A 19466-nucleotide genomic window follows, 5' to 3' on the forward strand; every position below is an offset into this window, starting at 1 on the left:
CAAAAAAAGTAAAAGCAGTAAATCCTAGTTAATCAGGAGATATTTTGTGGTAAATATTCTACATATTGATTCCAGCCCCCGTGGTGAACGATCGCACTCTAGAGAATTATCTAAGGGATTCGTCAGTGCTTGGAAAGCAGCGCATCCTGAAGATGCGATCGCTTATCGAGATTTAGGGCATTACCCAGTTCCTCACGTTGATGAAGCTTGGATTGCAGCGGCATTTTCACCACCAGAAACCCATACCCCAGAATTAACTGAGGCACTTAGGATTTCTGACGAACTGGTTGATGAGTTTTTGGCAGCCGATCGCTACGTCTTTGGAGTGCCAATGTACAACTTCAATATACCTTCCACTTTTAAGGCTTACATCGACCAAATTGTTCGCATTAATCGGACTGTTGCAATAGAAGCTCAAGGTTTTAAAGGGTTAGTCGAGGGCAAAAAAGCGGTTATCATTACCGCTCGCGGTGGTGACTTTAGCGCGACATCTCCTTTCCTTGCTTATGACTTCCAAGAACCCTACCTGCGGGCAATTTTCGGCTTTATTGGGCTTACAGATATTCAATTTATTAACGCTAACAGCCTGAATGAGGGTGATGCCCGTACCCAATCTCTATCAGAAGCAAGACAAGCAATTCAAGATGCGATCGCCCAGTGGTAATGTGATGCGGGGCATTGGGCATTGGGTATGGGGCATTGGGCATGGGGCATTGGGCATTGGTTATAGATTCTTCTTCCCCTGCTCCCCTGCCCCCTGCCCCTTCTTCAGGGTGACAATCGCTCAATTTTCCAAGTGCTATTATCTAAACGGCTATAGAGTAAGCGATCATGCAGACGGCTAGGGCGTCCTTGCCAAAATTCAATTTCTGTAGGGATCACTCGTAAGCCTCCCCAATGAGGCGGTCGAGGAATCTCCTGATTTTCATATTTGCTCTGGAATTGCTGCACGCGTCGCTCAAGAACTTCTCGGCTTTCTATCACCTCGCTTTGATTAGATACCCACGCACCCAAGCGACTTTTGGCAGGGCGACTTTCAAAATACTGATCAGATTCAGTTTCGGAAACTTTCTCCACATACCCCGAAATTCTGACTTGACGTTCCAGTTCTGCCCACCAAAAGACTAAAGCCGCCTGGGGATTTTCAGCCAGTTGTTGTGCTTTGTGGCTGTTGTAGTTTGTGAAGAAGGCAAAGCCCCGTTCATCAAAATCCTTGAGTAGCACCATTCTGGCTGAGGGCTTACCGTCTGGTGTGGCTGTAGCAATAGTCATGGCATTGGGTTCGGGGAGTTGTGCTGCTAGTGCCTGATCGAACCATTTTTTAAATTGGATAAAAGGATTAAGTTCTACTTCAAGTTCGCTTAAACCTTCCAAGGTGTAGTCTTTGCGAAGGTCAGCTACCGTTTTGTCCATTGTGATTTGTTTCCTTGCTATCAGATACGCTTATATATATCTTTGTCAAAAATATCTATGATGATAATCAGTGCCATCAAGAATTTTACAAATTCTCTGAATAAATATCTAAAATAGGTTGCGTCAAATGCGCCGTTCAGCCTCCCTTCAACGCTTGTTAATTTATGGTCTGAGCGGTCCCATTATCGCTCTTAATGTCTGGTTGCTGTCTGTGCTTTTTCGCTATTTCCAGCATCCTCTTACTGTATTGAGCATTGCGACGATTTTGGCCTTTCTCTTAAATTACCCGGTTAAGTTCTTTGAACGTGCTCAGATCACCCGCACTCAGGCGGTGATCATAGTTTTACTGGCAACATTAACCCTGCTTGGGATTTTGGGCGTCACCCTAGTACCGTTGATTATTGACCAAACAATTCAACTGTTAAATAAGATCCCTGATTGGTTAACCGCCAGTCAAGCAAACCTAGAGCAGTTTGAGATGTTGGCAAAACAACGACGTTTGCCAATCGATCTGAGGGTTGTGAGCAGTCAAATCAATGCCAACATTCAGAATGTGGTGCAACAGCTAGCTTCTGGGGCAGTGGGATTTGCTGGCACACTACTGTCAGGATTACTTGACGTAGTATTAGTTATCGTGCTTGCATTTTATATGCTTTTATATGGCGATCGCGTCTGGCATGGTGTGATCAATCTTTTGCCCTCTAACATTGGAGATCCCCTTAGCGCATCCTTGCGCCTAAATTTTCAAAACTTCTTCCTCAGCCAATTGTTACTAGGATTGTTCATGGTGCTAACCCTGACGCCAATTTTCTTAGTGATGAAGGTGCCTTTTGCCCTGTTGTTTGCCATATTAATCGGTATCTCAGAACTCATTCCCTTTATTGGGGCGTCTCTGGGTATTGGTCTGGTGACGATTTTAGTGCTGCTGCAAAATTGGTGGTTAGCAGTTCAAGTTGCCATAGCGGCGATTCTCATGCAGCAGCTTAAAGATAACCTGTTAGCTCCCAGGTTACTCGGCAATTTTATCGGACTGAATCCCATCTGGATTTTTGTAGCTATTTTGATGGGATTTGAGATTGCTGGTTTGTTGGGGACACTTGTTGCTGTTCCAATTGCTGGTACTATTAAGGGCACTTTCGATGCTATTAAGAGCGGCAAGCCGAGTGATTTTGTCTCAACTGTCACTATTGCCCATGATCCGCCTCCTGATTAAGAGGAGCAGGGGGGCAGGGGAGCAGAGGACAGAGGAAAAGTTGCAGTAAGTTTTTCCCCTCTGCACCTTTGCACCTCTGACTCTTGTGCCCCATGCCCAATGCCCAATGTCCAATGCCCAAGGTCAAAAGTTGCACAATCTAATATCACAATTCACAATGGTGATCGATTACAAATTTTAGAGGATACTGCCAGCAGGCAATTTCTGAATAAAAGAAGCGCAAGCGAATATATACAGTAAACGCTTTGCCAATAGTCAATTAGTTGAGTGTTGAATTTACAGTCTTTTGATTCTGATTAATTAACTTAGAACCTGTTGATGGAAGCTTCCGAGCTGTTAGAAACAATCACATTTTTGATTTATCAAGCCGAGCAGGGGGAAATTGATCCTTGGGATGTCCAAGTGATTGAGGTGATTGACCGCTATTTAGAACTGATGGCACCTGGGGCAATAACAAGAGGCTATGAAGCGGACTTGTCTCAATCTGGACAGGCATTTTTATCAGCATCAATGCTGGTATTGTTCAAAGCCAATACCTTGATGCAATTGTCAACAATAGGAGATGCACAAGATGGTTTAGAAGATGATGCCCTGTTGGAAGGTGAAGACGGTGTATTACATCAGGGTCATCGTCTACCATTAGAACGGCAATTGCGTCGTCGTCCAGCGGCAATGCCGCCACCAAAGCGCCGGGTGACTCTGCAAGAGTTAATCGAGCAATTGCAGATTATGGCTAACCAACTGAAGTTGGTAGAAAAAGTCAGCAAACCTATCCGTCCCAGGCGTCAACCTAGCGTCCAAAGTATGCGGGAGGCGCTGGAGTTAGCTCACCAGGAAAATCTGACAGAAGTCGCTGGGGAACTAGAGCAGGTGTTGAAATTGTCGACAAGAGAGTTAAGTTTAGAACAAAATTGGGTGAATTTAGAACAACTTGTAGAATTGTGGACTAAGACAAAGCTTTTCAAGCAAAGTGGGTCTGGACATGAGTCTGAACACAGTAACCTAGTTAGCGTTTTCTGGGCACTACTATTACTCTCGGCTCAATCGAAAGTAGAGCTATTTCAAGAGGACTTTTATCATGAAATTAAAATTCGCTTAATTAGAGATTCAGCTAATATCGGCAAACCTTTTGAGAATCCGATGAACTAAGTCCGTAAATTCGTGGCGAATTGAGAGTTTAAGTTTAAACGCAGAGGGGAGGCAGCGCGTTGCGGAGGTTTCCACGGCACTCGCTCATGGGGAGAACCCCCAAGACCGCGCTGCCTCACCGTTGTAACGGCTGCCGTCGTGCAAAGTATAGCGCAGAGTTTTTTTGAGTCCATTCGCTATTAGAAAAATAGGAATTTATTTATGGGGTTTTCTTCCTAGCTTTCAGCATAGCGGCTTCCTACATTGTCATAGATTTTTGATTCAGCCCCAAAATCCGAGTAAATTGAAAAGATAAGCGATCGCTTGTCATCTAAGTATACCGATGGTTGTAATAACCACTAAATTCCTGTTATCCCTATTCTGGGGGATGACTTAGAGCAGAAATAAAAACTGATGATTAAGTATCACTCGATGAAAGTAAACTGGCTTGTGGTTGAGGAATAAATTTTTATGAAAGCGATGATTCTCGCGGCTGGCAAGGGTACTCGCGTGCGTCCGATTACGTACACTATGCCCAAGCCGATGATGCCCATCCTGCAAAAGCCAGTGATGGAGTTCTTGCTGGAACTGTTACGCCATCATGGATTTGACCAGATTCTAGTCAATGTTAGTCATTTGGCTGAGGAAATAGAAAACTATTTCCGTGATGGTCAGCGTTTTGGGGTGCAGATTGCCTATTCGTTTGAAGGAAAAATTGATGACGACGGTAAACTGGTAGGCGAAGCGATAGGTTCAGCTGGAGGGATGCGGCGCATCCAAGACTTCTCACCGTTTTTTGATGATACCTTCGTGGTTTTGTGCGGTGATGCTTTAATTGACTTGGATTTAACTGCGGCTGTTAAATGGCATAAATCCAAAGGAGCGATCGCTACCATTATCACTAAATCTGTCCCCAAGGAAGAAGTTTCGAGCTATGGTGTGGTTGTGACTGACGAAGAGGGTCGTGTCAAAGCTTTCCAAGAAAAACCTTCAACTGAAGAAGCCCTCAGCACCAACATCAACACAGGTATTTATATCTTTGAGCCAGAAGTTTTTGATTATATCCCCTCTGGCGTGGAATATGACATTGGTAGCCAATTGTTTCCCAAATTAGTAGAAATAAAAGCCCCCTTTTACGCCATTCCTATGGACTTTGAATGGGTAGATATTGGTAAAGTACCAGACTATTGGCGGGCGATTCGCGGTGTGCTACTGGGTGAAATCAAAAATGTGCAAATTCCTGGTCATGAAGTCGCCCCCGGTATCTACACTGGCTTAAATGTCGCCGTAAATTGGGACAAAGTAGATATCACAGGCCCCGTTTACATTGGCGGGATGACGAGAATCGAAGACGGAGCTAAAATTGTCGGCCCAGCAATGATTGGCCCCAATTGTTGGATTTGTAGTGGCGCAACAGTAGAAAATAGCGTGATTTTTGAATGGTCGCGCCTGGGTCCTGGAGTCCGGTTAGTCGATAAGCTAGTATTTGGACGTTATTGCGTAGATAAAACTGGCGCTGCGATCGATGTTCAAGCTGCTGCTTTAGACTGGCTGATTACCGATGCCCGTCAGACACCACCATCACATACCCCTGTTGAGCGACAAGCAATAGAGGAATTGTTGGGGACGAACGTAAATTAAAGTTAGGAGTTAGGAGTTAGGAGTTATTATTTTGTGTTTCACTCTTCACTTCTAACTCTTAACTTTATTCCTAACTCTTCACTCCTAACTCCTAACTATTTAAGTACGTATATCTTCTCAGACTCTGCTCGTAGGTTTGCAGTAGTCGTTGAGATTCTGCTAGGGTGATGCGATTTTCTTCTAATGCTTTCTCGCAACGCTGGCGAATGTTTTCCACCATATCTTCGGAGTCATACTGGACGTAGCTAACTACTTCGCTCATGGTGTCACCTTTGACAATGTGTTCAATTTGGTAGCCTTTGGGGGTTAATTGGATGTGAACAGCGTTGGTGTCGCCAAACAGGTTGTGCAAATTGCCCATGATTTCCTGGTAAGCTCCATTCAAGAACATTCCCAAATAATAGGGTTGTCCGGGTTTATGGGTGTGTAGTTCTAAAACCGACTTGACATCGCGCAGGTCAATAAATCGGTCGATTTTGCCATCACTGTCGCAGGTGAGGTCTGCCAAAATTCCCCGCCGCGTTGGTTCTTCATCTAAGCGGTGGATTGGCATGATCGGGAATAGTTGATCGATCGCCCAGCAATCTGGTGCTGATTGGAACACTGACATATTCACGTAGTAGATGGAAGCCATGATTTTTTCTAGGTCTTCCAGTTCATCGGGTACGTATTCTTGCTGTCTAGTGATGGTAAGAATTTTTTGGCAACAAGCCCAGTAGAGGCGTTCGGCCTTAGCTCGTTCTCTGAGGCGTAAAATTCCTAAGTTGAAGCGGCTGATGGCTTCTTCTTTGAATTGTGCAGCGTCATGGTAGAACTCCTGATAATTCTCTTTATTGATGGATTGGTAAGTTTCCCAAAGATAATTAATAATCGGGGATTCTCCCTCTTGTGGAGGTTCTGGGTTGTCGAGAGGGACATCACTAGTACTAAGAACATTAAAAATCAGCACCGACTGATGGGAAGCGATCGCTCGTCCACTTTCACTAATCAGTGTTGGTACGGGAATCTGCCGCTCTGCACAGGTATCTTTTAACTCTGCCACGATGTCGTTGGCATAGTTCTGCATGTTGTAATTTTTCGATGCATAGAAGTTGGTTTGGGAGCCATCATAATCCACACCCAAGCCACCACCAACATCAAGGTATTTCATATCCGCTCCCAGCATTGCCAATTCTACATAAATGCGGCTGGCTTCTTGGATAGCATCTTTAATTACATTAATGGCAGAGATTTGTGAGCCGATGTGGAAGTGCATCAACTGCAAAGAATCGAGCAGGTTTGCTTCCCGTAATTTGTCAACAGCCTCGATTACTTCAGGCATTGTCAAACCAAATTTAGCGCGATCGCCACTAGAGGCTCCCCAACGTCCCATGCCTTGGGTACTGAGTTTAGCACGAACACCTAATATCGGTTTAATACCTAATTGGCGATTAGCATCTATCACCAAATCAACTTCTTCAATCTGTTCTAAGACGATGATTGGTGTTTGCCCTAGTCTTTGGGCTAACATCGCCGTTTCGATGTATTCTCGGTCTTTGTAACCGTTGCAAACTAACAATGCTCCTGGTGTATCCAACACAGCTAGAGCAATCATTAATTCTGGCTTGGAACCGGCTTCTAAACCAAACTGATGGGGTTTGCCAAATTTCACTAAATCCTCAATCAAATGCCGTTCTTGATTGCATTTGACGGGAAACACGCCACGGTAGACACCAGGGTAATTGTAGCGAGCGATCGCTTTGGCAAAACAAGCATTCAACCGCTCAATCCGGTCTTCTAAAATATCGGAAAAGCGAATCAACATGGGAAGTCCCAAGTTGCGCTGTTTCATGGAGTTGACCAATTCAAACAAGTCAAGAGATCCCCCGCGATCGCCCTTGGGTGACACGGTAACGTGACCAGCAGCGCTAATGGAAAAATAAGGTTGTCCCCATCCTTCAATACGGTACAAGGCTTCGCTATCCTCAATTTTCCAGGAGCGAGGTAAATCTCCTGTGGTAGGACTCGGTGGTAAAAGTTTTTTGTGCTTATGATTTTTCACTTCTTTTTGTCCATTGGACGGTACTTGTACCACCTCGTCAGATGTAGCAGTTGACTCAACACCCATTTCTTCTTGACCTCTGTTTTTCACCCACGAGTTAACAATTTAGCGCATTCATCTGGGAACGTATATGCACCTAAAGATAATTTCTGAGATAAACTCTGATTGGTCAAGAGTCGTATGTCATTAGTCATTAGTCATTAGTCATTGGTTATTGGTCATTAGTGGAAAACCCTTGGATTCAAGACAAAAGACGACAAAGGACAAATGACAAATGACTAGATAAAAACTTTATTAAGCTTTGGGAGATAGCAATGGAGCGTACATTTTTAGCAATTAAGCCTGATGGAGTCCAACGGGGATTAGTGGGGGAAATTATCCGTCGCTTTGAAACCAAGGGTTTTACTCTAGTTGGTTTAAAGTTACTGAAAGTCAGCCGGGAATTGGCTGAACAACACTATGGTGTTCATCGAGAACGTCCCTTTTTTGGTGGTCTAGTCGAATTTATTACTTCTAGCCCAGTGGTAGCGATGGTATGGGAAGGTGATGGCGTTATTGCATCTGCCAGAAAGATTATTGGTGCGACAAACCCTTTAACAGCAGAGCCAGGAACAATTCGCGGCGATTTTGGACTGAATATTGGTCGCAACTTAATCCACGGTTCTGATGCTCCAGAAACCGCGCAACAGGAAGTAGCCTTATGGTTTAAGGATGAAGAATTGGTCAGTTGGCAACCACACTTAACGCCTTGGTTGCACGAGTAAGACATTAGGGGAGAGGTTACAGGTTACAGGGTATAGGGAATAATCTGTACCTGTACCCTGTACCCTATTCCCTCTCCCCTCTTCTTATTTAGAGACTTCGCTCTTTTCCGGTTCTACTTGGGATAATTCAGTACTAACGCGCTTAGAAAATCCCCAACCTAAAATCAGGAAGATGGCAGCAATCATGATCCATTCTGGTGGAACTAAACTATCGTTCACCACTTTCAACAACAAGCGCAAACCCACCAAGGCTACAGTTACATAGCCTGCGTCTTCTAGGTTTTCATATTCGTCTAGCCAACGGATAAACAATCCCGCCATGAATCGCAGCGTAATAATACCAATTGTTGCACCCGTTAGCACTAGCCATTTTTCTTGAGAAACTGCGATCGCAGTTGTCACGCTATCCAAAGAAAATGCCAAATCTGTAAATGCAATTACGGGTATGGCTTGCAACAACGAAGTAAAACGCGGACCGTGATGGTGATCGTCCTTCGATTCTTCCGAGGTAAAGTGTTGGAATACCAACCACAGCAAATAAGTAGCGCCCAATAATTCAAATTGCCAGAATTGTTGTACCCAAGTGGCAGTAAGAATCAGGGAGATTCGCAGCACATAAGCAACGACTAAACCAAAGTTCAAAGCTTTACGCTCAAGTTCTTTGTCTTCCAGCCCCCTAGCGATCGCAGCGAGAGCGATGGCATTGTCGGCAGATAATAGCGCCTCTAAAAGCACCAGGATTACCAGAACTATAAGGGCTTCAAGGCTGAAATGAAAATCGAGGTAATCAAAAATTCGGTCTAGCATTCCGGGTTTCTCAAGCAGAAAAATTAAAATTTGACAAGAAGAGAGATTTGCATATTAAAAAGCGCAATAAATTGCCACTCTAATTCAGCTTAACGCGCTTGTGGTGCATTTTGAAGAGGGTTGAGTGTGTGCGATCGCAGTGGGACTGGGGTAATTTGCGTATAAGTCAATACACCAAAAGTTTTAACATCTAGCTTAGTGCGATCGCAATGGACTGCTGTTAGTTCGCATCTAAAATTAGAAAATGACAACAAAAATATGGTAAGAGTTTATGGATAACACACTTCTACAACGCATTACTCATAATCCAGATATCTGCCACGGTAAACCTTGTACTCGAGGACTTCGTTATCCAGTTGAGTTTATTTTGGAACTGCTCAGTTCTGGTATGAGTACTGAAGAAATATTGAAAGATTATGACGATTTAGAATCTAAAGATATTTTGGCGATTACAACTTTTGCTTCAATCAAATAACCCTAAAAGTTTCTGTCACCAAGAATTGTTAGTATTGTTCTTAACTTTACGGTTATCACTCTTTTGAGCTTGAAGATTTTCTAGATTTTGCCGAACAGTAACCGTACCTTATCCAGCGACATCCTCACTGATGGATACAATAGCAGATGTTTACATTCCAGAGAGTTAAAAGCTAATCCAGTTTCTCTGGTTAAAGTCGGGTGTACTTTTTAAAGGAACAGTTTCAACCTGAATAACAATTGCTTCAGCATTAATAATAAAATATTTCATCTTTGTAAGAAATACTTAAACCTTTCTTATAAATGCTTCAATCTGAGTAACAATTGCTTCAACATTGATAAGAAAATATTTAATCTTTGCAAGAAATGCTTAAACCTTTCTTATAAATGGTTCAACCTGAGTAACAATTGCTTCAACATTGATAAGAAAATATTTAATCTTTGCAAGAAATGCTTAAACCTTTCTTATAAATGGTTCAACCTGAGTAACAATTGCTTCAACATTGATAAGAAAATATTTAATCTTTGCAAGAAATGCTTAAACCTTTCTGATAAATGGTTCAACCTGAGTAACAACTGCTTCAACATTGATAAGAAAAAATTGAAATTTTGCAACAAATACTTAGGGTGTGTGCAATTAAGATACTTCACCTTGATTTGACTAAGTAAAACTTGTCTCTCTCCTTAGTAACCCTATGGTGTACACACAAGTCTGAAGTAGCTGATTAACCAGGGTTTTACCCCACCCTAACCCTCCCCTTGCAAAGGGGAGGGAACTGGATTTCCGGCTTCCTCCCAATTCATCGGGGGGATTGAGGGGGGTAATTTGACTTGTGTAACCGTAGCCTCAGTAACAAGAGGGATGTCTGATAGGACAGGGTGAGGTTTTTTACTGTAAAATCAAACAGCGATCGCTCTTTTAAATGCTGTCTTATAGTAAAAATTTAAAAATTAATAAAATCATGCGATCGCTACCATTATCTTTTAGTAGCTCAACATTACCATTGCGAATTCGATACTTTAAGGGCAATTGAATTTACCACTACTCAACTAAAAATCTCACAAAATCTCTGCTAACTTTCCCACCAGAGTGTTTGCCAAATCCAAGAACCTAATTTCATCTGTATCAATACTATTTCCTTCACCAGCTAATAAGTTTCTCACAGCAGATAACCTGTCATCTGTTTCAGAAATTCTCCAAGATTCATCTAAGTTTACGGCAAAATCAAATAGCGATCGCTCTCCTAAATGCTCTCTTATCCTAACAGCTACACTATCATTACTTACCAGAAATTCTTTAATAGTATCTAATTGAAAATTACCTAATATTTCATCATGTCCCCACGTTTCTAGCCAGTCTCCCTCCACATCCTCAACGTAAATATTGACAAAATCAACCCCATAAGTTAGCCAGTTCTGCTGCATTTGTCGCGCCGTCGCTAAAGCTTCAGCAAATGTATCTACTTGATTGTTGCAGTGAGTTTCTCTTTTATTAGCCATAGAAGCTGTAATTAGCACGTAAGTATGTAGGCTAGACACAAATCTGAAATATCAAATTCCTGAAAGTTCACGAAAATTTTAAATATTTGCCACCAGAAAGGTAATCACTGTTATACAGGGCCACGTTGACTAGCTGGTTCACAAAATTAGTATCCTTGGGATTGTAACTTAAGAACAATCCTCTCTCTATTTCCCACGATCGCAGTGTATTTTGCCAAGCTTGGTACTTTTGTTGATTGAGTTCTTCACTAACACTGGTAACTTGAATGCACAGTGGTTGATTGTTACGACTAACAATTAAATCTGTTGCCATAGAAAGGTCGGCAATATAACGCTGCCAAAAACTACCTTCTCGCTGAACTATATCTTGGGCTATTGATCTAATAATATCATTATCAACCTGATTAAATTCACCTGCCATCAATTTTTGTTTCCAAATATAAAACTTGGAGTCACTTGCATTTATCCATCTGGGAAATAGATAACCGTACCAATATCTCTCAATCGGCGTCATCATCTCGAACTTTGCGTTTTGTTCCTCTTCTGAAGGTAAGGATTTGATCATCAGCCATATTGTCGAATCCGTAATCACCTCTAGCAGAAAGGCAATCACAAAGGGTTTTGCAGTCAGGGAACCTGGCTTGATGTTTTTTACCCAACGATTGATTTCATCTAATCTTCTCGCTAAATTATGATCTATCGAGGAGGCTTGCTCGATAAGGGACTTTAGCTTATCCTTAATTTCTTGTGCTTGCAATCGATGCCCTACTTTCAGAAAATTACGCTTTTTTTTAACATTGATAACTAGATTTTAACTTGAAAATGTATTTAGTTAATTTTCTGATGTAATTAAATATTCTCTAGGTCGATGCCCTGTATACGTAAAGCCTCCCACAGTCGAGCAATTTCTTGCTCTGCTTATTGGGCGCGTTCTTCTGCCTGTTCGGCACGTTGTTCTGCCTGTTCGGCACGTAAACGTTCTTGTTCAGCCAATTCTTCTGATGATAGTATCAATTGATTTTCAGTAGTGAAGAATCTTAATTTACCTTCATAAACTCCTAAATAAAGTTCTAACTGCTGACTCCACAAACGTCCATCAGTGGTTACTTGGATTTCTTGATACTTACCATCAACTAAATGAAATCCCTGAAGTTCCATTGTTACAGGATCAAACCAGAAATAATCTGGTGTACGGAAGGTTTCTTGGTAAACTTGTTTTTTTAAACCTTTATCAACTGTTGCCGTTGAGCTTGACAAAATTTCCACAATCAAGTTGGGATATTTGCCGTCTTCTTGCCAAACTACCCAACTCTTACGGTCTTTTTTCTGAGTTCCAAAAACTACAAAAAAGTCTGGACCACGGAAGCTTTCTGGTTTTTTTTGGTTAGGACTGTAGTAAATTGTCAAATTGCCAGAAGCATAAAAATCTTGCCTATCTCGCCACCACAATTTAAGGATGCGAATCAGCAAATCGATTTGGTCGCGGTGTAGGTCACTTTCCAAGGGTGGTTCGTCACTCAGTATATCACCGGAAAAATAACTTCGTCTTCTGAAATACCATCAGAGATGATTTCTAGAGTAGCAGGTTCAGACATCAGCGATCGCCCCGCAATTATACGTTAATTTTACTGAAAATTTGGTAACTTACAAATACCTTTGAAAACTTGCAATAACTCAATTGCATCTGGAGATTGACTCAAATTTAATAATGGCATTAACTCATAAGTTGACTGGTTGTCATGTCTTAAATAAACAAATTGATAAAGCTGTCCATTAGTTACCAAACCCCAAACTGATGATTGTTGATCTAAACTTTTAAAAGCATAAGTGAGTAATTGAGGTAAACCCTCAATCACATTGACCGAACTATTTTTTGTTTCAATCACTAGAACCCAAAATGGCGGCGCAATATTACTTTGAGGACTGTTGATTGCTAAAATATCCATCCGTCCGGTAATTCTTCTGTCTTCATCCTCAACTGCGATCGCAATGCTATCTTCCATTGTCAACCGAATCGGCACATCGTAAAATCCAGCTAACCGCATTAAAGGTGCGATCGTTAAGAATTTAACCAATCCTTCAGAAATTTTACCTGCGCTTAAATAACGATCAAAGTCGTCTCTGATTCGTAATAAATCCTGCTGTTCAAACTCAGAGAGTGGTTCTAGTCTTAAGAAATTTGTAAATGAACCATTTGAAAGCTTTTCTAATTTGAGAAAGCGATGAACATCATTGAGAGATAGAGTACTAGCTTCGACAGTGAGGGGCATAGTTTCAAATTTTGCTTGTCAAGACTACTTACAATATTGCAACATTCCCGGTAGATGGGTTGTAAAACGTCTTTAAATTTCTTGATCGCTTGCTTTTGCTAGATGAAAATGAATGTAAACTAAATAACTCGGCAATTTTTACCTAGCTTAACGAAAATCTAAACCCTGCATAGCACAACTGGGCTAAGAATAGTTTTTAGTAACAATAGCGATCGCACTCATAACTAACTATGTCTGAACCAAATATCGAATCAATCCTCCAAGAGCACCGCCTCTTCCATCCTCCCTCGGAATTCTCGCAGAATGCCCATATCAAAAGCCTGGAAGACTATCAGCGTCTCTACAACAAAGCCAAAGCCGATCCGCAGCAATTTTGGGCAGATTTGGCTGGAACAGAATTAGAATGGTTTCAAAAATGGGATACAGTATTAGACTGGCAACCGCCTTTTGCTAAGTGGTTCGTTGGTGGTAAGATGAATATTTCTTACAACTGCCTTGACAGACATCTCACTACCTGGCGCAAAAATAAAGCAGCACTGATTTGGGAAGGAGAACCAGGTGATTCCCGTACTCTTACTTACGCCCAACTGCACCGGGAAGTTTGCCAATTCGCCAATGTATTGAAGCAACTGGGTGTACAAAAAGGCGATCGCGTTGGTATTTATATGCCGATGATTCCTGAAGCTGCGATCGCAATGTTAGCCTGTGCCCGAATTGGCGCACCCCATAGTGTGGTATTTGGTGGTTTTAGTGCCGAAGCTTTGCGCGATCGCTTAATTGATGCTCAAGCTAAACTGGTAATCACGGCTGATGGTGGTTGGCGCAAAGATGCGATCGTTCCTCTCAAGGCACAGGTAGATAAAGCCTTAGCTGATGGTGCTGTTCCCAGTGTAGAAAATGTCCTCGTTGTCAAGCGCACTGGACAAGAAACTTATATGCAGTTGGGCGGACGCGATCATTGGTGGCATGATTTGCAAAAGGGTGTATCAGCAGATTGTCCCGCCGAACCGATGGACAGCGAAGATATGCTGTTTGTCCTCTACACTTCTGGCAGCACGGGCAAACCGAAGGGTGTAGTGCATACAACTGCTGGTTATAATTTGTATACCCATATCACCACCAAGTGGATCTTTGACCTTCAAGACACAGATGTATATTGGTGTACCGCTGATGTTGGTTGGATTACAGGACACAGCTACATAGTCTACGGTCCGCTTTCCAACGGTGCAACCACAGTGATGTATGAAGGTGCGCCCCGTGCTTCAAATCCTGGCTGTTTCTGGGATGTAATTGAAAAATACGGCGTTAATATTTTTTATACAGCACCTACGGCAATTCGGGCATTTATTAAGATGGGAGAACAACATCCGAATGCGCGAAACTTGTCTTCGTTGCGTTTGCTGGGAACCGTCGGCGAACCAATTAACCCCGAAGCTTGGATGTGGTATCACAAAGTAATTGGTGGGGAACGTTGTCCGATTGTGGATACTTGGTGGCAAACAGAAACCGGCGGTATCATGATTACACCGTTACCAGGGGCGATTCCCACCAAACCCGGTTCCGCAACTCTTCCCTTCCCAGGAATTATTGCAGATGTCGTAGATTTAGAAGGAAACACCGTACCTAATAACGAAGGCGGTTATCTAGCAGTGCGACATCCGTGGCCAGGAATGATGCGGACAGTCTACGGCGATCCAGAACGCTTCCGCCGTACCTACTGGGAACACATTCCACCCCAAAATGGTAACTATACTTACTTTGCTGGTGATGGCGCAAGACAAGATGAAGACGGTTACTTCTGGGTAATGGGTCGTGTGGATGACGTACTGAATGTATCTGGACACCGACTGGGTACAATGGAAGTGGAATCAGCGTTAGTTTCACATCCAGCGGTTGCAGAGGCGGCGGTAGTGGGTAAACCCGATGAACTTAAGGGTGAAGAAGTAGTTGCTTTTGTGACTTTAGAAGGCACTTATCAGGGAAGTGAGGAACTGAGTAAAGAACTCAAACTGCATGTTGTCAAAGAAATTGGTGCGATCGCACGTCCTGGAGAAATCCGCTTTACAGACTCTTTGCCCAAAACGCGATCGGGTAAGATTATGCGGCGCTTGCTGCGGAATCTAGCTGCGGGGCAAGAGGTATCTGGAGATACTTCGACATTAGAAGATCGGGGTGTGTTGGATAAGTTACGAGAAGGTGTGTAAATAATTCCCAATGGCTTAATAGGGGCGCACATATATGCGCCCTTATCGTCTTTCTTGTGATGCATTACGCGCTAACGCAGGCCAATTTATCATAAAGATTAGAACATTATTGAGGCATTCAGGGCGATGAAGGTGAAGTACAAATCCAAATCAGCATTTGTTCAACCTATTGGCTGCATGATGCTGAGTATTATCAGTGTAATGGGGATATCACCATTAGTCTTAGCGGTTCCTGGACAAGTTTCTTTGAATTCGCCACAACAGTCTGCACAGAGACAACCACAAAAACTAGCACAAGCTTCAGGTACAGATGCACCAGAGCGATCGCAACTCCTGCAACAAGCCAATGGTTTATTTAGTCAGGGAGACTTGACAGGTGCAGAGGAAAGTTTACGCAAATTAATTAAAAAATTCCCAGAAGATGCCTTCGGACACTTTCAACTGGGAAATGTACTTTTTCGGCAAAAGAAACCAGAAGATGCAATTAGCTCTTTTCGAGAAGCCATTCGCCTCAAGCCAAAATATGCTCTAGCTTACAATGCGATCGGTATTGTTTACGCAAGCCAGAGTCGCTGGCAAGAAGCCATTACTGAATATAAAAAAGCTCTGGAAATTAATCCTAATTATGGCGAAGGGCTGACTAATTTTGCACTGGCATTGTGGCAAACAAATAAAAAAGATGAGGCGCTATCTTCTTTAGAAAAAGCTTTAAATATTTTCAAATCACAGAATAGAGGTGAAAAAGTTAACCAAGTAGAACGAATTTTAAAAGAGATCAAAACTGCTGATGAGCCTGGTGTTTCATAAACATCATAAGAATCTCACGTAGAGACGCAAGAGTTTTTTGTCTTTGCGTGAGGATTACAATAAGAATCAGACAAACCTTCGTTAAAGCCTATGACTTCCTTATCGGCATTAACTCTACCTGACCATACTGAGTTACCAGACTCAGATGGTACATTCGTGAAAAACTGGCAAGAGCATCCGCAAAGTATCTTACTCACTGACTCGATTAAACTTGTTTTAGAGGAACTTTATCCAGATAGTCAGTATTGTATTGGACAAGATTTAGGCATCTACTGGCGATTGACAGATCCTCCTGAAAAAGGGGCTGAAGCACCAGACTGGTTTTATGTACCCAATGTACCACCGACCCTCGACGGTAAAACGCGGCGTTCTTATGTGCTATGGAAGGAGTATGTCGCACCCTTGATTGTCATTGAATTTGTCTCTGGAGATGGTTCAGAAGAACGAGATAAAACGCCGCCATCTCAAGGGGAAGATGGAAATGTTGGTAAATTTTGGGTTTATGAGCAGGCAATTCGAGTGCCTTATTATGGAATTTATGAAGTAGCAAAAGCGCAAGTTGAGGTGTATCGTCTAGTCGATATTAATTATCAACTCATGAAACCCAATGAACGGGGACATTACTCAATTGTTCCTATGGGTGTAGAGTTAGGAATCTGGCAAGGATTTTATCAAAATGCAGAGCTACCTTGGTTGCGGTGGTGGGATGCACAAGGAAATTTACTGCTAACGGGTGAGGACGTGCTGTGATTGAGCGCCAAAAAAGGGAGAAAATTGTAGATAAATTGCGTAGGCGTAGCCCGTCGAAGACATCGCTATCTGCTGAACAACTCAACGCTTTAGGAATTGACCCAGAAATGTTAGATTAGCAAGTATTCTCATCTACTAATATTACATCTTCATATATTTCTGCGATCGCACACCGAAAATCAACGCTAGCTAAATGCACTTCTTCCCCTTTTTCGTAAGGGTAAAGTACCCAATGTCCTTCCTCATTGCGGCGGAAGCATTCGACGCTGATTCTATCTGGTGAAATTAACACATATTCTTGTAATGATTCTAAGTGTCGATAACTAGCAAATTTCTTACCTCTGTCATAGCCTTCGGTTGACTCAGAAAGCACTTCGATAATTAAGCAAGGATGGGACTTAAAATATTCAGACTCTCTATCTCGTGTATCACAAGTAACCATTACATCGGGATAAAAATAGCGATTTATGACCTCAATTTGTGCTTTCATATCTAACATATAGACACGGCAACCACTACCCCGCAGATGGTTTCGCAGCAGCATAGATACATTCATGCTAACTGTGACATGAGCATCACTTGCTCCTGCCATTGCATAGACTTGCCCATCAATGTACTCGTGTTTGATTTCACTTACTTTCTCGCCTTCTAAATATTCTTCTGGAGAGATATAGTACTCACTTTGGCTAATGACCATTTTAGTACCTTAGTAGTTTTATCAAATATTTTAACCCATAGAACAAATCTAATGAGCAACAGCGCCACCAGTTGGCTTCACCTTTTTGAGGAATAAAATGGCAATCCCACTGAGTAATAATGCAATACCAATAAAGTAGAAACAATCATTAAAAGCCATTACAAATGCTTCCCGACGGACGAGGTTGGATATAGATGCGATCGCTTGATTTTGGGCTGTACTTAAATCTGCCCCGCGACTAACAAAATACTGTGTCATTTGGTCAATTCGCTGCTGGGTTTCTGGGTTATATAAAGATACTCCATCTCCCAATCTATTCGAGTGAAATTGCTCTCTATTTGCTAATAAAGTTGCTAAAGAAGCAATTCCGATAGAACCACCTAGATTTCGCATCATATTAAATAAACCACTTGCCGAACCTGCTTCTTTTGGACTCAAACCAGCAGTAGCAATAGAACTAAGTGGCACCATAATTAAGGGTTGTCCCATTGCACGCACAAATTGCGACCAGCGTAATTGATCTAACCCTGTTTCATTAGTCATTCCAGAGTTCATAAATGCACTGATGGAAAACAAAGTCACACCAAAAGCTACCATGAAACGCACGTCAATGCGTTGCATCAATTTCGGTATGAGGGGAATAATAAACAGTTGGGGAATACCAGCCCAAATTAATACTTCACCGATTTGCAGGGCATTGTATTTTTGAATTTGAGCGAGATATAACGGTAAAATATAAATTGAACCATACAATCCTACTCCCAACGATACATTGACAATACTGGCTAAACCAAAGTTTCGCCTAGACAAAAGCCGTAAATTAATAAATGGTTGTTTCCGAGTTAATTCTATATAGAAAAATATCGCCAAAAAAATTACTGCAATCACAGTTAAGCGCACAATCAACGCTGAACCAAACCAATCTTTGCGGCTACCTTCTTCTAAAACAACTTGTAGGGAACCTAAGCCAATAGCCATTGCTATAATTCCCCACCAGTCACCTTGTTTAAGTAAATTAATTTGGGGTTTTTCTTGCTTAATTCCGTACCAAACACCAGTCAGCATTAAAACGCCTGGAATTACATTTATATAAAAGTTGTATTCCCAACCAAAATTTTCGGTTAACCAACCTCCTAATGTTGGGCCAATTGAGGGTGCAAAAACTGCACTAAAACCAAATGCAGCCAGTCCAACTGATTGTTTTGATTGGGGTAAAGTTGTTAAGACAACTGTCATAGCAGTGGGAATTAAAACTCCTCCGCTAAAACCTTGTAAGGCGCGAAAGAAAATCATGGAATTAAGATCCCATGCCCAACCACAGCATATAGAAAATAAAATAAATAGTGCAGTATTCACTAACAGATAACGCTGCAATGAAAACACACGTGACAACCATCCTGTTAGAGGAATTACCACAATTTCTGCTACGAGATACGCGGTAGAAATCCAAGAACCTTCTTCGAGAGTTGCCCCTAAACTGGCTTGAATATCTTGCAGCGAAGCATTAGTTATTTGAATATCTAATACCGCCATAAATGCACCAAGCATACTGGCTAATACACCAATCCAGGTTCTTAGCGGTACACGCTCTGGTGGTAAAGCAGGATTTTGCCCTTGCTGACGAATTACACCTGTATTAGCCATAACTTTGTTCCAGTTTCAAGGTTAAGTAGCAAAAAACTTTATTATTAAATCTTATACCAATATGTTCTTGCCTCTGCGTGAGCTTGAATCAGCAACGCTAAAAATTAAAAAAT

The 19466-nt window shown here is 42.1% G+C and carries 17 protein-coding genes and 2 pseudogenes; 9 read left to right on the forward strand and 10 right to left on the reverse strand.

Translation table 11 applies throughout. The features are described 5' to 3' along the window. The first annotated feature begins 46 nt into the window (after positions 1 to 46). The gene (locus tag HWQ43_RS19110; RefSeq protein ID WP_292736949.1) at positions 47 to 664 is read left to right on the forward strand and encodes an FMN-dependent NADH-azoreductase; all 618 of its coding nucleotides are present in this window, start codon (positions 47 to 49) and stop codon (positions 662 to 664) included. A gap of 104 nt (positions 665 to 768) precedes the next feature. Here HWQ43_RS19110 and pdxH read toward each other — a convergent pair whose 3' ends face one another. After that, positions 769 to 1413: a pyridoxamine 5'-phosphate oxidase gene (gene pdxH, locus HWQ43_RS19115; RefSeq protein ID WP_292736951.1), complete on the reverse strand. Its 645-nt coding sequence runs from the start codon at positions 1411 to 1413 to the stop codon at positions 769 to 771. Positions 1414 to 1540: 127 nt separating this feature from the next. Here pdxH and HWQ43_RS19120 point away from each other — a divergent pair, with 127 nt between their 5' ends. From HWQ43_RS19120 to HWQ43_RS19130, 3 genes are all read left to right on the forward strand, one after another. Next, on the forward strand, positions 1541 to 2626 hold the full coding sequence (locus HWQ43_RS19120) for an AI-2E family transporter (protein WP_292736953.1): 1086 nt from the start codon (positions 1541 to 1543) through the stop codon (positions 2624 to 2626). 318 nt (positions 2627 to 2944) lie between these two features. Next, positions 2945 to 3775 carry a ScpA family protein gene (locus tag HWQ43_RS19125; RefSeq protein ID WP_292736955.1) on the forward strand — a complete coding sequence of 277 codons (831 nt, stop codon included), beginning with the start codon at positions 2945 to 2947 and terminating at the stop codon, positions 3773 to 3775. A gap of 450 nt (positions 3776 to 4225) precedes the next feature. Next, a complete protein-coding gene (locus HWQ43_RS19130; RefSeq protein WP_292736957.1) occupies positions 4226 to 5395 on the forward strand; it encodes an NDP-sugar synthase in 1170 nt (389 codons plus the stop codon). Between the two features lie 91 nt (positions 5396 to 5486). On the opposite strand, the gene speA is transcribed toward HWQ43_RS19130, so the two are convergent. Further along, positions 5487 to 7502, reverse strand: a complete 2016-nt coding sequence (speA, locus tag HWQ43_RS19135; protein WP_292737030.1) for a biosynthetic arginine decarboxylase — start codon at positions 7500 to 7502, stop codon at positions 5487 to 5489. 248 nt (positions 7503 to 7750) lie between these two features. Between speA and ndk the strand changes: the two genes are divergently transcribed. Then, on the forward strand, positions 7751 to 8200 hold the full coding sequence (gene ndk / locus HWQ43_RS19140) for a nucleoside-diphosphate kinase (RefSeq protein WP_104910011.1): 450 nt from the start codon (positions 7751 to 7753) through the stop codon (positions 8198 to 8200). 84 nt (positions 8201 to 8284) lie between these two features. Here ndk and HWQ43_RS19145 read toward each other — a convergent pair whose 3' ends face one another. After that, positions 8285 to 9007 (reverse strand): TerC family protein, encoded by a 723-nt coding sequence (locus tag HWQ43_RS19145; protein WP_292736959.1) that lies wholly within the window; start codon positions 9005 to 9007, stop codon positions 8285 to 8287. Positions 9008 to 9096: 89 nt separating this feature from the next. Beyond that, on the reverse strand, positions 9097 to 9258 hold the full coding sequence (locus HWQ43_RS19150) for a hypothetical protein (RefSeq protein ID WP_292736961.1): 162 nt from the start codon (positions 9256 to 9258) through the stop codon (positions 9097 to 9099). A gap of 20 nt (positions 9259 to 9278) precedes the next feature. Here HWQ43_RS19150 and HWQ43_RS19155 point away from each other — a divergent pair, with 20 nt between their 5' ends. Then, the gene (locus HWQ43_RS19155; protein ID WP_292736963.1) at positions 9279 to 9482 is read left to right on the forward strand and encodes a DUF433 domain-containing protein; all 204 of its coding nucleotides are present in this window, start codon (positions 9279 to 9281) and stop codon (positions 9480 to 9482) included. Positions 9483 to 10540: 1058 nt separating this feature from the next. On the opposite strand, the gene HWQ43_RS19160 is transcribed toward HWQ43_RS19155, so the two are convergent. The 4 genes and pseudogenes from HWQ43_RS19160 to HWQ43_RS19175 form a co-directional block, all read right to left on the reverse strand. Beyond that, positions 10541 to 10981: a hypothetical protein gene (locus tag HWQ43_RS19160; RefSeq protein ID WP_292736965.1), complete on the reverse strand. Its 441-nt coding sequence runs from the start codon at positions 10979 to 10981 to the stop codon at positions 10541 to 10543. Positions 10982 to 11048: 67 nt separating this feature from the next. Further along, complete coding sequence (locus HWQ43_RS19165) at positions 11049 to 11738, reverse strand: hypothetical protein (RefSeq protein WP_292736967.1); 690 nt, start codon at positions 11736 to 11738, stop codon at positions 11049 to 11051. 92 nt (positions 11739 to 11830) lie between these two features. Next, a pseudogene (locus HWQ43_RS19170) lies at positions 11831 to 12576 on the reverse strand (Uma2 family endonuclease). Between the two features lie 30 nt (positions 12577 to 12606). Continuing rightward, positions 12607 to 13251 (reverse strand): restriction endonuclease subunit R, encoded by a 645-nt coding sequence (locus HWQ43_RS19175; RefSeq protein ID WP_292736969.1) that lies wholly within the window; start codon positions 13249 to 13251, stop codon positions 12607 to 12609. A gap of 230 nt (positions 13252 to 13481) precedes the next feature. On the opposite strand from HWQ43_RS19175, the gene acs reads away from it, so the two are divergent. From acs to HWQ43_RS19190, 3 genes and pseudogenes are all read left to right on the forward strand, one after another. Then, entirely contained in the window at positions 13482 to 15455 is a 1974-nt protein-coding gene (gene acs / locus HWQ43_RS19180; protein WP_292736971.1) for an acetate--CoA ligase, read from the forward strand. Between the two features lie 126 nt (positions 15456 to 15581). After that, positions 15582 to 16262: a tetratricopeptide repeat protein gene (locus tag HWQ43_RS19185; protein WP_292736972.1), complete on the forward strand. Its 681-nt coding sequence runs from the start codon at positions 15582 to 15584 to the stop codon at positions 16260 to 16262. A gap of 90 nt (positions 16263 to 16352) precedes the next feature. Then, positions 16353 to 17131, forward strand: a pseudogene (locus tag HWQ43_RS19190) (Uma2 family endonuclease). On the opposite strand, the gene HWQ43_RS19195 reads toward HWQ43_RS19190, so the two are convergent. After that, positions 17128 to 17709, reverse strand: coding sequence for a Uma2 family endonuclease (locus HWQ43_RS19195; protein ID WP_292736974.1), 582 nt, complete (start codon positions 17707 to 17709; stop codon positions 17128 to 17130). The pseudogene HWQ43_RS19190 and the gene HWQ43_RS19195 sit on opposite strands and share 4 nt — an antisense overlap. Positions 17710 to 17757: 48 nt before the next feature. Then, positions 17758 to 19353 (reverse strand): DHA2 family efflux MFS transporter permease subunit, encoded by a 1596-nt coding sequence (locus HWQ43_RS19200; protein ID WP_292736976.1) that lies wholly within the window; start codon positions 19351 to 19353, stop codon positions 17758 to 17760. Positions 19354 to 19466 lie beyond the last annotated feature (113 nt).

The sequence above is a fragment of the Nostoc sp. JL31 genome (genome assembly GCF_017114965.1).
Lineage (GTDB): Bacteria > Cyanobacteriota > Cyanobacteriia > Cyanobacteriales > Nostocaceae > Nostoc > Nostoc punctiforme_A.